This window comes from Borrelia coriaceae (genome assembly GCF_023035295.1).
GTDB lineage: Bacteria > Spirochaetota > Spirochaetia > Borreliales > Borreliaceae > Borrelia > Borrelia coriaceae.
The window spans coordinates 792,983-807,235 of sequence record NZ_CP075076.1 but is presented as its reverse complement, the minus strand read 5'-3'; the positions used below and the strand labels follow the sequence as shown (position 1 = coordinate 807,235).

Genomic DNA, 14,253 nt, shown 5'->3' with positions numbered 1-14,253 from the left:
CTTCCCAAAAGATAATCCCCTAAAATTACAAAGAAAACAAATATCAAAAACATAAAAAAAGGAATGTATAAATGGAATATGAATTTGCAGTTATTGGTGGTGGCATTGCCGGAAGTACTTTAACTTACGAAATAATTCAAAGACAAAAAAGTGTAATTCTCTTTGACAATGGATCTGAAAATGCAACAACCGTAGCAGGAGGGCTTATTAATCCTATTATGGGAAGAAAAATGAACATTGCTTGGAGAGAGCCTGAAATTTTCACATTTGCAATTCAATATTACAAAGAAATGGAAAAAAATATTGACTGCAATTTCTTAAAAGAAAATTCTATTTTTAGACCATTTACCACAAAAACACAAAGAGACGAACTGATTTCAAAAATCAAAAATGATGAACATATAAAAGATTTCATCTTATCAATAAAAAATGGAAAAGTACACGATTTTTCCAATGACAATGGTGGAGGGATACTAATAAAAGGAGCAACAATTAACACAAATTTATATATACAAGCCCTTAAAAAGCACTTTATAAAGTATAATGCATATATAGAATCAGAAATCAATGAAAATAAAATTAAAATAAATGAAAAATTCTTTACAATCAATGAATTAAAATTCAAAAAATTAATACTGGCAAGAGGATACAAAGAAAAAATTGCAAAACTCTTTTCATACCTTCCATTTAAACTAGCAAAAGGAGAAGCATTAACAGTAGAAATTCCAAAATTACACCTTAAAGAAATTTATAATAGACATGTGTCTTTAATACCTTTACAAGATAACAAGTTTTACCTTGGTGGAACTTATGAATGGAAAACCTTAGATACAAGCACAAATGAATGGGCAAAAAAAGAATTACTAAATAAACTTAAAAAAATCACAAACTTAAATTGCACAATCATACAACACCAAGCACACATTAGACCTTCTACACTCGACCGAGAACCATTTCTGGGTGAACATCCAAAATATAAAAATATATTCATACTAAATGGATTTGGAACAAGAGGAATATCAATGGCCGCATATTTATCTAAAATCATTCTAGACTATATCGAAAATAAATCTCATATTCCAACCTATTATGATATCAAAAGATACGAAAATTTATATAATCCTTTAAAATAAACAAAATATCTTATATATTTAATCTTACTTAAAGATTTATTTCAAAAAATAATTTTGACTTGAAATATTTCTAAATTTATAAAAAAATAATATAATGTCTAAATGCACGAAAAATTAAAATCTAGTAATCAAAATAATATTTATTTAACCCTTATCAAGAACAGCTTTCGACATAAAATATCAAGGAGCACTTACTATCCAGTTTAAAAACTATTTCCCAACAATACAAGATAGAAATGTAAATTTTATGATAGCTCTCAAAACCAATTTTGAAATGCATTGTCACATATTTATAAAAATGAAAAATTGGGGGATAATTTTTGAACTTTAATATTAATATTCTCGGTACGGGAGGAACAAGACCACTGCACAATAGATATTTAACCTCTGTTTTAATAGAATACCATGGAGAAAGTTTTCTCTTTGATTGTGGTGAAGCTACCCAAATGTCTCTTAGAAAACAAAAAATATCATGGCAAAAAATTAAAATAATTTGTATTACGCATTTACACGCTGATCACATTACAGGCCTCCTTGGAATAGTAATGCTGATGTCACAAAGCGGTGATACAAGAAGAGAACCTTTAACCATAATTGGACCTGTAGGCATCAAAAAATACTTAGAAACAAACATAGAACTTTTACGAGTACATAAAAATTATGAAATAATATACAAGGAAATAATAATCAATAAAACAGAAACAATCTTATACGAAGATAAGAAAAAAAAAATAGAGTACATAAAACTCAAACATTCAATAGACTGTATCGGATATCTCTTTATAGAAAAAAATAAACCTGGTAAATTTAATATCCAAAAGGCAGAAAGTTTAAATATACCAAAAGGGCCTATTAGAAAAAGATTACAGGAAGGGCATGAAGTAATACTTAATGGAAAAAAAATATTACCTTCGGAAATACTAGGTGATCCTCAAAAAGGACTAAAAGTTGCATATATAACAGACACAGCTTACTTTGAAGAACTAAGCACACATATCAAAGATTTTAATCTAGTAATTATTGAGACTACATTCAAAAATGACTTAAAAGAAGAAGCTAAAAAAAAATTACACTTAACAGCAAAATTAGCAGCAAAAATTACAAAAAAAGCCAAAGTACATCAAACAGGACTAATTCATTTTAGTGAAAGATATACGTTAAATAAAGATTTATGTGAATTACTAGAGGAAGCACAACAAGAATATCCAAATGGAAAAATATTTTTAACAAAAGATGGAATGAGACTTAATGCAAATCAAGATAAATTTATTATAAAATAATAGTATCTAAGGAGATAGCATATGATCAATGTAAATAATATCACTAAAACATATGGCTCATTTACAGCTCTTTTTAATGTTAGCTTCAAAGTTAATGAAGGAGAAGTGCTTGGAATACTTGGACCAAATGGAGCAGGAAAATCAACACTAATCAAAATTTTAACATCATTCCACTACCCAAATAAGGGCAATGTAAAAATCTTTGGAAAAGATATCACAGAAAGTCCAAAAGAAATATTACAAAATATAGGATATGTTCCTGAGAAACTAGCTCTTTATCCTGAACTATCTGTCAAAGAATATTTAAATTTTATATCAGAAATTAAAAGTGTTAAAAATCCAAACAAAGAAATAGATAAGGCAATCAGTATTTTTAAGCTTAAAGATGTAAAAAACAAACTAATATCTGAACTATCAAAAGGATTTAAACAAAGAGTAGGAATAGCTGGCGCATTAATCAATAATCCAAAACTTGTAATACTTGATGAACCTACAAACGGACTTGATCCAAATCAAATTATAGAATTCAAAGAATTCTTAAAAGAACTTGCAAAAACTAGTACAATACTATTTTCTTCTCATATTCTAAGTGAAGTTGAATCAATTTGCAAAAGAATAATCATTATTAATAATGGCAAGATTATTGCTGATGATACCAAAGAAAATATAGCCAAAAACAGACTCAAAGAAACTGAACTAGACCTTATTATTTACAAAGATCCTGGAACAACGAAAGAATATTTTAATAAAAATGACATATTTACCCCAACTAAAATAGAAGAACAAGAGAGAGAAATCAATGTTTCATTAAAGCTTGAACATGATAAAACTGAAAAAGAACTTTTCAACTATATTGTAAGTAAAGGCATGATACTAAAAGCAATGATTCCAAAACATGAGAGTTTAGAAAAAATATTTAGCAAATTAACAAAGGAGAGAAAACAATGAAAATAGATCTAAGACAATCCTTAGCCTTGTCAAAAAAAGAATTAAAAGTTTTATTTGGTACATTAACTGCATATGTTGTAATGTTATTTTTCCTAATATTTGTAAATTTTTCTTTTATCTTCTTATCAGGATTTTTTATCAAAGATAATGCCTCATTAATGTCTTATTTTTCATCAATGCCTATCATTTTAATGTTAGTACTTCCAGCTCTTAGTATGGGAGTATTCTCAGAAGAACACAAAACAGGAAGTATTGAATTACTCTATGCACTACCAATAAGTCCACAAGAAATAGTACTGGGAAAATTCATTACACTTATAATATTTACATTAATACTTTTTGCTCTAACACTACCACTTACAATAATGACAATTTTCATGGGTGAATTTGACCTTGGTATAATATTCCTTCAATATTTAGGAATAGTCCTTTATTCTTACTCCGTACTTAGCATGGGAGTATTTATATCATCTATTACCAGAAGTCAAATAGTATCTTACATACTAAGTGTGTTTATCTTAATTATAATAGTATTTTCTGGAAAATTAGTAATGATATTTGGAAAAGACAATATATTTGGTCAAATACTCAACTTTATATCAATTACTAATCATTTTAGTTACTTTAATATGGGAATATTAAATATATCTGATCTTATCTACTTCATTACATTTGCAGTTACATTTTTAATGTTAAGTTCATATAGCATAAGATTAAAAAAATGGAGATAATGATTTTATGAAAAACAAACATAAAGAGATTCTAAATTTAACTTTAAATATTGCAATAATATTTCTGATCTTTTGTAACATATCTATTCTAATTTTTAAAATAGACTTTACTAAAAATAAAGCTTTTACAATTTCTAAGGTTACAAAAGACTTATTTTCAAATGCAAATGAAAAGATATATATCACCTATTACAATTCTGCAAGTCTTGGCAATTATTTTGCATTCCCAGAACAAATAAAAAACTTTTTAACAAGTTTTGCCGATTCGTCAAGTGGAAAAGTAATTTACAGAGACATAGATGCTGACAAATTAACCACTCCTTTAGAACAAATTGGAATTCCAGCTCAACAAATCGATCTAAGAGAGATCAATCAACTTTCAATACTCAAAATATACTCAGGCATTGAAATAAATTACGAAGGCAAACGTGAAGTACTTCCAATAGTAACAGAAATTAGCAACTTAGAATATGATCTTGCAAGCACACTCGATAAATTAATAAATAATACAAAAAAAGTATTAGGACTTGTGTTTGGAGATACAAAATTAAAAGCAACACATAAAAACTTCACAGAGATAATGCAGAAAGCTTTCAAAACAGAAATCAAAGAAATCAACATTAGCAATGAACAATTAAAAGATATAAATGGATTATTTATCATTGGATCTAAAGAAATAAATGAAGGGGTCTTAAAAAAAATTGATGAATTTATTGTTAATAATGGACGAGTTCTGATTGCTACAAGCAAAATTGATTATAATCCTCAAAACCCATACAACACGAACCCAATTAAATCTGAAATTTTCAATTTAATTGAAAGCTACGGTATTAAATATAATGACAATATTATACTTGATAAAAGAGCACCAAGCCTTTTCTTAGGAGGCAATTTTCAAACTTATTACCCATGGATTTTAATTGACAAGAGTAATATTATAGATCCCAATAATCCCTTACTTAAAAATTTTTACGATGCCATCATTCCTTGGAGTAATTCAATAGAGCTAATAGAAACTAAAAACAATGGTGAAATAAAATATTTACCCCTATTTGCAAGCTCTAAAGAATCTTGGCAAGTTAGCGACGAAGAAGTTGCAAGCATAGCTATGCATTCATTTAGCGTTCCAAAAACCTTTAACAAAGAAGATAAACAAAATATTCTTGGATATTCAATTGAAGGACAAATGAAAAGTTTATATAAAGATAAAAAATCTGAAAACTCAAAAATAATTTTATTAGGATCAAGCATGATATTTAGTGATTATATGTATAATGGTTCGCCTTCTAATTTTGAACTTGCAGGAAGAATCTCAGATTATTTAATGCAAAAAGAAGCATTCTTTAGCATTAAATCAAGAGAATTACGTTCAAAACTAAAATTTATAAATTCATCAAAAGAAATGTTAAATGCAAAATTCTCATTAATAATCATAAATTTAATCATATTGCCTATAGCAATAATAATATTTGGACTTATCAGATTTACCAAAAAAAGAAAAATTAACTAACTAAGGAGGGTTTATGGACAATAAAAAAATGTTGCTAGGAATGAGAGAAAATATCAAAATCATAATCATTGTAATACTAACATCTACGTTTCTGTTAGGAATAATATTTTCTTATCAAAATAGAGTTGCAAAACTTTTAGAAGAAAAACTGTTTGCAATAGATTTCAATCAAACTGCAAAAATTGAAACAGAACTTGAAGGGATCATTACAAAATCAGGAAAAGGATGGGAACTTCAATATAACGACATAAAGCTTCCAATTGACAACAAAAAAGTCAATGCCATGATTCAAGATCTAGAAAAACTTCAAAAAAATCAACTCGTAAGTAAAGACCCAAAAAAACATAAAGAACTAGGGATAAAAGAAAAGCCAGATTTCAAATTCTTTGACTATAAAAACCAATTGCTAACAGAAATATTTATTGGCAACTCAGGAGAAGGGGATTCAAGACTATCTTATATAAAAAGCAACGATGAAAATGTCTATTTAACAAATAACATTTTCCTATCCTACAAAGGCAACTCTTACAATACATTCGCAAATACTAAACTATTTGATGAACAAAACACAAAAGTAGAAACTTTATCTCTCAAAGTAATAAATAAACCAAAAAAAAATGAAGAAAATACAATACAAAATGATTATAATATATCTATCAAAGATGGTCTTTACTTCTTCAATCAAGAAGTATTACGCAAGGAAAGACTTTTACAAATGATTCAAGAGTTCACAACAGATGGACTTGAAACAGATAAAACTAAAATCAACGACTATGACCTCCAATATAATATCGAAATACAATGGAATAATAAAAGTGTTAACAATATTGATGTTTATTTCAACAAAGATGAAAAAAACAAAAACATACTAATTAAAAGAGATAATGACTTATATTACTATACTACTAGCAAGTGGGCTTTTTTTGATGTATTCAACATAGAAAGCAAACTAAAAACAAAAGATAATGCTCCTAATGAAGATCATCTAAAAGAAAATAATCATCACGATCACGACAAATGATATCTCGATATATGCGATATAAAATAAAGATAGAAAAACAAAAGTAGGCAAGAGATATTAAAAAAAGATAAGAATGTATAATGTACAATATCCTGCTCTTTGGCAGGATATTGTAATATATAACTAAACTAACAAAATCATTTCTTAATTCAAAATTAACTTTAACCATTTTTATAAAAATACTGTTTGCCAAAGAAGCCGGTTCCAATTTATCAGTCAACTTATAAATTGAATCATCTCTTGATTTATAAACTAATATTCCATTAACTGATGAGAGTAAATAATAAGAATTAACCAAATCATTATCAAATAAAGTCTTACTGAAATAATTTTCCAAATCTAAATCATTAAAAAAATTTATATTATACGATTTTACATCATTTATTAAATCTTCAAGATCAAAATCAATCTTATTTAAAAATGCATTAATGAAATAAAAAAAAGTCAAAAATAAAAATAAAATTGAAGTAATAAAAAATATAAAATAATATCTAATTAAATCAATAGCCTTACTCTCTTCCTAGTAAACGCTTAATTTTTTGCAAAATCTCATACTCTCTTTTAATTTTAAAACTACCACATTTAGGATTAGAATCAAGATCACTTTCTAATTGACTAATAAATTTAACTAATACATCACGTTCTTCATCACTTAACTGAATCTCACTTAAATAATCATTGTCATTAAATTTATTTATTATAGTTTCAACCCCAGCAAAACTAAAATCAGAAGCCTTATTATAATCTTGAATCCCCTGCTCCTTCAAAGGATATGAACCCACCTCTTTATCTTGCTCTAATTTTTCATCCAAATCACTTACCTCAGAATCATAAAGATTTTCCTCTTCTAAATCCTTAATACAACCTTGCAAATCTACACAATTCAAATCTGCCTTCAACACATCTTCAAAATTATCAAGCCTTTTTAAACCAGAAGTAATATTATCAATTTCCTGACTTTCTTTAAAATCACTATCATTAACAACATTACTGCTCCCGAGTAAAGACTCAGAATCACTCAAATTTACATCTACACTATCAATTTTATGAATATTAGTATCATGAAGCTCTCTTAATTCTTCATTTCCTTCCTTAAACTTTTCGATATTTAAATTTTCTAAGTTTTGACCTGAATATTCAATTTGCTCTAACCCATTATCTAAAGTAGAATTATGATCGCTTAAATTATCTTGTTCATGAGATAAAACATTTTTTGAATCTATACTTTTTGAATTGGAGATACCCTCATTGAGAACCAAATTATCTAAATTAATATCATTGGGTCCGCCTGAATCACTATTAACAGCCGAATTCTCATCAATGTTAGAAGCTCTTAAAAATTTATCATCATATAAGCTTGTCATCAATTCCTGAGCCTTACTACTATCACAATTACCAACATTATTAACTACACTAAGAGAAGAAGGCTCAATTAATGGATTATTACACTCTGATGTAGCAAAATTAACACCTAAAGGCGCCTCATCCCCTTTGCTAGGTAACAAACCAGGAATATCATAAGTATTACTCTCTGAAGTTGCAGATAAATCATGATTGATATCCACACCACTAGATTCATTACCAGAAACCTTTTCAAAAGATCTATTACCTACATCATTCACCAAATTATTGCTACTACTAAGACTCTTTTTGTTATCCCTAGAAATTTCATTAAGCCCTTCAAGCAAAGCATCTAACTCTTCTTGATCAAGTGAAATATTTGGCAAATTAGCTACTTCTTTTCTTATTGAATCACCAGACTCATCATCTCTAACATTAGTTTGACTCTTAATACCTAGAAGATTCATTGATTTCGAACCAAAATTGCCAATCTCCTCAAGAGAATTTACGCCATGCCCAAGTATTTCATCTTCAACCCTTGAAATACGACCCTCTACTTTTCTTAAATAATCAACTAACTCAACATGTCTTTGTTTCAAAGAATAATCAAGCTTCAATAATTTTTCATCTAAAAGATCTTTAATCTCCTCAGAACGTAGAGAAATAACTTGACCATTACCTGAATTATGCAAAAATACTTTATCTATATCGAATTCAACTTCTCTAGGCCCCTCCTTGATAAAAAAAGAATTTGTATGATTTTTCATGTTAAAAGCTCTTCTCCAAATCTATTTAAACAAAGATTATAAATACCCATAGTCAATACCTATACACTTGTAAATATAATATATTAAAGATATAATTACAAGGTAATATGTTGCTAACAAAAAAAATTATGTTATCTATTTATACAGGAGTGATAAGTTATTTCATAATTACACCTCTATTTGGAGAAACAGGCATTGTTAACTACAAAAAATTAAACAGTAATCTAAATTTAATGAAAAATTATATTGAAAAATTAAAAAAAATACAAAAAACATTAACAACAAAGTATATTAACTTACAAATATCTAAACCAGCAATTTTAAAAGAAGCAAGTAAACTAGGATATTATCCTAAAAACTCCATAATAATCAAAAGTCTTGATGAAGATGAAAACCACTATCAGGGCAATGTATTAAATATAAAACACACATCTGAAAATAAAAACATAGATCAAAATTTTTACTTAATATCAATAGTTATGTCACTAATCTTCTATTTTTTAATAAGTTATTTTGACAAAATAAAATCCGTACAAAAAAAGCTAAAGGAGAGAGAGTAACAACCGCATTTATTATAAAAAATATATCATATACATTACTTAATGCTATCATATCAACATTCTTTTGCATATCATTACTCAATATGTTTGCAGATAACAAACCAAATATCCCACTTATAAAAAAAAATATATTAAGAGAGTATTTGGAATATGTTGGAATACTTAAAAGTATTAAAAGCTATAAATTAATATATGATCTTGACACAAATATACCCTTAAGCAAAGACCATTTTGCTAAACATATTGCAGGTAGCATATACATAGTCTACAAAACAGAGTATAGAGGATTAATATGGGGAACATCTTACAATTCCCCACTTACAAAAGGAAAATACTCAATAAAAGTAATTTTTAACAAAATGAAAAACACATTAAAAATCTCAATTCCAGGCATTGTGCTATCTTATATAATGGCTATTTTACTTATTATCATCTGGACTTTATTTGTCAGAAATACAACTTTAAATAATATTTTAGACTACATAATGTTATTTCTGCATTCAATACCAAGAAATTTAACTGTAATATTAATGGTTGCTCTACTTTCCTACCTAAAAATAAATCCAAAAAATTTAATCATAGGTGGATTTGCATGGTTCTTTGCATTTTTCGTATTCAATGCTGTCATTTTTAAACAATCACTAGATCAAAATTTGTCCGAGTTTTACATAATAACTGCAAAATCAAGAGGAATAAAAAATTTCAAAATAATCACACTTCATGCACTAATTCCCTCTCTCTCTCCATTAATTACGAATCTCAGACCTGTTCTTATAACAGCTTTATTTGGCTCGTCTTTTATTGAGACAATGTTTGGAATTGACGGAGTTGGCGCTCTAACAATTAACGCCATCAAAAATAATGATTATATTATATATAGAGACCTGCTCTTTGTTGGTGTATTTGTTATGCTCATACCCAATTTAATAACAGACATTCTCACATATAAAATTAACCCTTATAAAGGAATATTAGAGTAATGCTTAAATTACAAAAATTATACATTATGTCATTGTTAGGAATAGCCATTTTATTTTTAATAATAATTCCTAAACTAATTAATGAAAATTCAAAATTCACAATATACAAAAAAGATCCAAATAAAATATACATCCAAACAACAAACAAACTACCTCAAGCACCAACAAGAACAAATCCACTAGGAACGGATAAAATAGGCAGAGATATACTGGCAAGACTAATACTTGCCACCAGAAATTCTCTTTTACTTGCATTTAGTTACTCAACAATTTCTGCAATACTTGGAATCTTTATAGGCATAACAATAGGAAACTTAAAATTTAAGACTTGCTTGATAATATCAAAATCAATAGAATCAATACAGACCATACCATTTTCTTATATATTAATGCTAATTTTTTATTACTCTTCAAAACAAAAAAACTATAACATATTGGAAGTTGCCATTACCTTAGCATTAATACACGGTTGGATCAAACTTTCATTCATAACAAGAAATATCACATTATTAACTAAAAACCTTGATTATGTTAATGCAAGCAAGACTATGGGTGCAAGTAAATTTAGAATAATCATATATCATATATTTCCAGAAGTTTTCTCATCAATATCATCAATAATTCCTCTACAAATCTCAAAAAGTTTAACTACTTTCGAAGTAGTAAATTTCTTACAAAGAACAGAAAGAAGTTCATATCCAAGCCTTGGAGAACTTTTAGGGTACATTGAAATGGGACAAGAATACTTTTGGATATGGGCAAATCCACTCATTATATTACTAATCATTAATATTATATTAGCAACAATAAGTCTCAAACTTAAAAAAAATATGAAAGCTTATATTTCATCATGAAATTACAATCAAATCAGTCTCGGTGCAAATTTTTCCAAAAAACAATTTGCACAATTCTTACTACGTGACGTACAAATATCTCTTCCATGTTTATTAATAGACATGGAAAATTTATATTGCTTAGCATCAGGTATTTTACTCTTTAAATCTAATTCAATTTTCAAAGGCGTTCTCTCAAGGGTAATCCCATGTCTAATAACAACTCTACTAAAATGAGTATCTACAATTATAGCAGGCTTATCATAAACAACTCCAAGAATAACATTGGCAGTTTTTCTACCTACTCCTGGCAAAGATACAAGATCGAAAATATTATTTGGAATAGTACCTTTAAATTTTTCTAAAATCATTCGCGCACAATTTATAATATTCTTAGATTTATTTGAATAAAATCCTAGTTTATAAATCAAATTCTCAACATCTATCAAATCAGCATACGCCAAACTTTCAAAATCCTTATATTTCTTAAAAAGTTCAGGTGCAATTTTATTGACCATATTATCAGTTGTCCTCGCACTCAAAATTACCATTATCAAAAGCTCATAATTATTTCTAAAATTTAAAAAAGGTTTAACATCTGGATACCTAGACAAAGCTTCATCTACAATTAAATTAATGTTAAGCATAGAATCATTATAAAACATCCATAATTCTAATAAAACATAAGTAATAAATATTTTGATTGACAAGGGTTTTTCAACATGATATACTCAATTTTAAGCTCAAAAGCGCTAATAGCTCAACTGGATAGAGCAACAGACTTCTAATCTGTAGGTTTTAGGTTCGAGTCCTAATTGGCGCGTAATTTTTTCGGGACATGGCCTAGTGGCTAAGGCACCTGCTTTGGGAGCAGGGGATCGTGAGTTCGAATCTCACTGTCCCGATTTTCTTTATAATAAAAGGAAGAACAAAATCTTGTTCTTCCTTTTCCAATTACTCAAACACTTTATAATAAAAATAATTTAAGGTATCTTTTTCAAGGTGTTTAAATCTAAAGTAATAATCTTTTTAGAAGCATCTTGCAAATAAATATGTCCTTTATTAACAGTAAAACTTGTAAATGGTAAAACTTCATCTTCTGATAAAATAAACTTACTCAAGTCTCTTGAAGAAAATTTTGCTAATTTCCAAATATTATTATCCTTAACAACAACCAAAATCATTTCTGAATCAACAAAAAGAGAAGAATCTCTACTTAACTCAAAGCTTGCCTCAGATTTAACTTTTAAATTCTCTGATTTACTAAGCAACTGAAGCTTTGCAATACCTGAACAAAATTTTATAGCTACAAAATCATCTTTTCTCTCATAAATCCCATACCTTCTAATACCATGCTGATAACCCTTATCCAATTGCTTTTCATCCGAACCAATAACCCTAAGAACGCCTAAATTCGTCTTGGGATTTAAAATCTCTAAAAATACAGGCTTATGACTTTCCTTTTCAAGAGATAATTTACCTGTACTTTCAGGTTGACCCGATTTTTCTTTGGCCTTTAAGGGCTTATTGGATAAACGATTAAATTTCTTGTTTGCAACACTAGAAATGTTATTAGAAGCATTAGCAGTAGCTTTTTTAAGCTCTTTTTTCAACTTCTCAGCTGATTTAAATTTTTCATTTTTCTTTACTGGACTTACTGCTACAGGCTTGGGCAAATTTTTATCTTTACTTTTTTTATCAAGGCTTTCCTGTACCTTAACCTTACCTTGAAGTTTATTCCTTTTACCTCGTGTTACCGGATTTATTGCTACAGGTTTAGATAAATTTTTATCTTTATTTTTCTTATCAAGGCTTTCCTGTCTCCTATCCTTAACTGCATCTCTTTTGTCTAATTTTTTCTGGGAATTATCTAATTCGTTCTTCGACTCTTTAAGCCCACCTATTTTATCCTTTAAAGAATCTCTTTTGAGCATCTTATCATCAATTTGCTTCTTAATCGCTTCCCTTTCAGAATCATCAGTAGACCTCTCAAGTTGCTCTTCCAAATCCTCAATAGCTTCATTTAATTTCAATTTTTCATCTACTTTCGGTGAACTTATGTCCCCAGGTTTTGGTAAATTTTTACCTTGATTCTCCTTATCAATACCTTCTTGTATCTTATCTCTAACAACATCCCTTTGCCTATCTAATCTCTCTTGAGAACTGTCTAATTTTTTCTGTGACTTCTTAAGCACATCTGTCTTATCATTTAAAATATCCCTCTCGGTTATCTTATCGTCAATTTGCTTATTAATATCTTCCTTTTCAGAATCATCAGTAGCCTTCTCAAGCTGTTTTCTTAAGTTATCAATAGTCTCTGTTAATTCATCATCAATGTTTTTCAAAGTAACAGATTCAATATCAATTTTTTCCTGATCAACATCACGTATCTCATCCTGAATATCGGTTAAGTCTCTTGCAAAGTCTGTACCAACTCCTTCATTTTCACTTAAAAGCGATATAACTACCTTTTCTGTAACTATTTTGTCAAGATCAACATCAGATTCGATGTTGCCAGATAAAATATTTCTCTTAAGAGGAATAAAAATATGAGTTTTCCCAGCCCACTGACTATAGACTCTTGAAAGTCCTACATTATTTTTACTTAAGTCTTTAAGAGCAGGTTGAATATAAGCATCATTATAATAATCCAAATCACCTCGATAAGTAGCATTATATATTGTAATAGCTTTAGCAAGTAATTCAGCACTCTCTTTACTGTAATCAAAACCTGCCATTAAATACCCTGTAAGTATTTTTCTAAGATTTAAAATGCTATCAAGAGAAGACTTATCAGCAATAACAAAAACATCTGCACTACTCTTTTCATCCTTACCATCAATATACCTATTAACGTAATATTTATTATAATAATTAGATTTATTATTGATTAAATTCTTAGCTAAAAATTCACCAATACCTACTATTTGCTGGTATGTATCTTGAGAATCATAAGGACCTTGATAATTAACAAATTCAAGATCCATATTAACAAAATCTTTTAACTTCTTCTTATCAACTTCTCTAGCATGAAAAGTAAAAACATTGAAAAAGATGCATAAAAAAATAAAAAGTACCCGTATTCTTTCCATAATAAAATTCTCCCATAGTTAATCATAAATGCTATTATTAATTAACTAAATCGGTAT

At 28.0% G+C, this 14,253-nt stretch carries 13 protein-coding genes and 2 tRNA genes; 11 read left to right on the top strand and 4 right to left on the bottom strand.

The window, feature by feature from the left end:
- Positions 1–71: 71 nt before the first annotated feature.
- The 6 genes from bcCo53_RS03820 (at position 72) to bcCo53_RS03795 (ending at position 6,623) form a co-directional block, all read left to right on the top strand.
- The gene (locus bcCo53_RS03820) at positions 72–1,133 is read left to right on the top strand and encodes an NAD(P)/FAD-dependent oxidoreductase (RefSeq protein WP_028328123.1); all 1,062 of its coding nucleotides are present in this window, start codon (positions 72–74) and stop codon (positions 1,131–1,133) included.
- A gap of 320 nt (positions 1,134–1,453) precedes the next feature.
- The gene (locus bcCo53_RS03815) at positions 1,454–2,413 is read left to right on the top strand and encodes a ribonuclease Z (RefSeq protein WP_025408330.1); all 960 of its coding nucleotides are present in this window, start codon (positions 1,454–1,456) and stop codon (positions 2,411–2,413) included.
- Between the two features lie 21 nt (positions 2,414–2,434).
- Positions 2,435–3,361, top strand: coding sequence for an ABC transporter ATP-binding protein (locus tag bcCo53_RS03810; RefSeq protein WP_025408329.1), 927 nt, complete (start codon positions 2,435–2,437; stop codon positions 3,359–3,361).
- Complete coding sequence (locus tag bcCo53_RS03805; protein ID WP_025408328.1) at positions 3,358–4,092, top strand: ABC transporter permease; 735 nt, start codon at positions 3,358–3,360, stop codon at positions 4,090–4,092. The genes bcCo53_RS03810 and bcCo53_RS03805 overlap by 4 nt, the downstream gene beginning before the upstream one ends.
- Positions 4,093–4,099: 7 nt before the next feature.
- On the top strand, positions 4,100–5,602 hold the full coding sequence (locus bcCo53_RS03800; protein ID WP_025408327.1) for a GldG family protein: 1,503 nt from the start codon (positions 4,100–4,102) through the stop codon (positions 5,600–5,602).
- Positions 5,603–5,615: 13 nt separating this feature from the next.
- A complete protein-coding gene (locus tag bcCo53_RS03795) occupies positions 5,616–6,623 on the top strand; it encodes a DUF4340 domain-containing protein (protein WP_025408326.1) in 1,008 nt (335 codons plus the stop codon).
- On the opposite strand, the gene bcCo53_RS03790 is transcribed toward bcCo53_RS03795, so the two are convergent.
- Positions 6,574–7,071, bottom strand: a complete 498-nt coding sequence (locus bcCo53_RS03790) for a hypothetical protein (RefSeq protein WP_028328122.1) — start codon at positions 7,069–7,071, stop codon at positions 6,574–6,576. The genes bcCo53_RS03795 and bcCo53_RS03790 overlap by 50 nt on opposite strands.
- 61 nt (positions 7,072–7,132) lie before the next feature.
- Positions 7,133–8,731 (bottom strand): hypothetical protein, encoded by a 1,599-nt coding sequence (locus tag bcCo53_RS03785; RefSeq protein ID WP_025408324.1) that lies wholly within the window; start codon positions 8,729–8,731, stop codon positions 7,133–7,135.
- Positions 8,732–8,838: 107 nt separating this feature from the next.
- Here bcCo53_RS03785 and bcCo53_RS03780 point away from each other — a divergent pair, with 107 nt between their 5' ends.
- The 3 genes from bcCo53_RS03780 to bcCo53_RS03770 all read left to right on the top strand — a co-directional run bounded on the left by bcCo53_RS03780 (position 8,839) and on the right by bcCo53_RS03770 (position 11,125).
- On the top strand, positions 8,839–9,291 hold the full coding sequence (locus bcCo53_RS03780) for a septum formation initiator family protein (protein ID WP_025408323.1): 453 nt from the start codon (positions 8,839–8,841) through the stop codon (positions 9,289–9,291).
- A gap of 83 nt (positions 9,292–9,374) precedes the next feature.
- Positions 9,375–10,271: an ABC transporter permease subunit gene (locus bcCo53_RS03775; RefSeq protein WP_081725065.1), complete on the top strand. Its 897-nt coding sequence runs from the start codon at positions 9,375–9,377 to the stop codon at positions 10,269–10,271.
- A complete protein-coding gene (locus bcCo53_RS03770) occupies positions 10,271–11,125 on the top strand; it encodes an ABC transporter permease subunit (RefSeq protein WP_025408321.1) in 855 nt (284 codons plus the stop codon). Before bcCo53_RS03775 ends, bcCo53_RS03770 begins: the two co-directional genes overlap by 1 nt.
- Positions 11,126–11,133: 8 nt before the next feature.
- On the opposite strand, the gene bcCo53_RS03765 is transcribed toward bcCo53_RS03770, so the two are convergent.
- Positions 11,134–11,769 (bottom strand): endonuclease III domain-containing protein, encoded by a 636-nt coding sequence (locus bcCo53_RS03765; RefSeq protein ID WP_025408320.1) that lies wholly within the window; start codon positions 11,767–11,769, stop codon positions 11,134–11,136.
- Positions 11,770–11,853: 84 nt separating this feature from the next.
- Between bcCo53_RS03765 and bcCo53_RS03760 the strand changes: the two genes are divergently transcribed.
- Together bcCo53_RS03760 and bcCo53_RS03755 are read left to right on the top strand one after the other, a co-directional pair.
- Positions 11,854–11,927, top strand: a tRNA-Arg gene (locus bcCo53_RS03760).
- A gap of 9 nt (positions 11,928–11,936) precedes the next feature.
- Positions 11,937–12,009 (top strand) — tRNA-Pro (locus bcCo53_RS03755).
- Between the two features lie 78 nt (positions 12,010–12,087).
- On the opposite strand, the gene bcCo53_RS03750 is transcribed toward bcCo53_RS03755, so the two are convergent.
- A complete protein-coding gene (locus tag bcCo53_RS03750; protein WP_028328120.1) occupies positions 12,088–14,196 on the bottom strand; it encodes a P83/100 family protein in 2,109 nt (702 codons plus the stop codon).
- Positions 14,197–14,253 lie beyond the last annotated feature (57 nt).

Excerpts from the sequence above, each read along its gene's own strand:
- bcCo53_RS03765 (WP_025408320.1), bottom strand. The coding sequence starts at position 11,769 with ATGTTTTATAATGATTCTATGCTTAACATTAATTTAATTGTAGATGAA.
- bcCo53_RS03785 (WP_025408324.1), bottom strand. The coding sequence starts at position 8,731 with ATGAAAAATCATACAAATTCTTTTTTTATCAAGGAGGGGCCTAGAGAA.
- bcCo53_RS03820 (WP_028328123.1), top strand. The coding sequence starts at position 72 with ATGGAATATGAATTTGCAGTTATTGGTGGTGGCATTGCCGGAAGTACT.
- bcCo53_RS03775 (WP_081725065.1), top strand. The coding sequence starts at position 9,375 with ATGTTTGCAGATAACAAACCAAATATCCCACTTATAAAAAAAAATATA.
- bcCo53_RS03750 (WP_028328120.1), bottom strand. The coding sequence starts at position 14,196 with ATGGAAAGAATACGGGTACTTTTTATTTTTTTATGCATCTTTTTCAAT.
- bcCo53_RS03800 (WP_025408327.1), top strand. The coding sequence starts at position 4,100 with ATGAAAAACAAACATAAAGAGATTCTAAATTTAACTTTAAATATTGCA.
- bcCo53_RS03770 (WP_025408321.1), top strand. The coding sequence starts at position 10,271 with ATGCTTAAATTACAAAAATTATACATTATGTCATTGTTAGGAATAGCC.
- bcCo53_RS03805 (WP_025408328.1), top strand. The coding sequence starts at position 3,358 with ATGAAAATAGATCTAAGACAATCCTTAGCCTTGTCAAAAAAAGAATTA.
- bcCo53_RS03780 (WP_025408323.1), top strand. The coding sequence starts at position 8,839 with ATGTTGCTAACAAAAAAAATTATGTTATCTATTTATACAGGAGTGATA.
- bcCo53_RS03795 (WP_025408326.1), top strand. The coding sequence starts at position 5,616 with ATGGACAATAAAAAAATGTTGCTAGGAATGAGAGAAAATATCAAAATC.
- bcCo53_RS03810 (WP_025408329.1), top strand. The coding sequence starts at position 2,435 with ATGATCAATGTAAATAATATCACTAAAACATATGGCTCATTTACAGCT.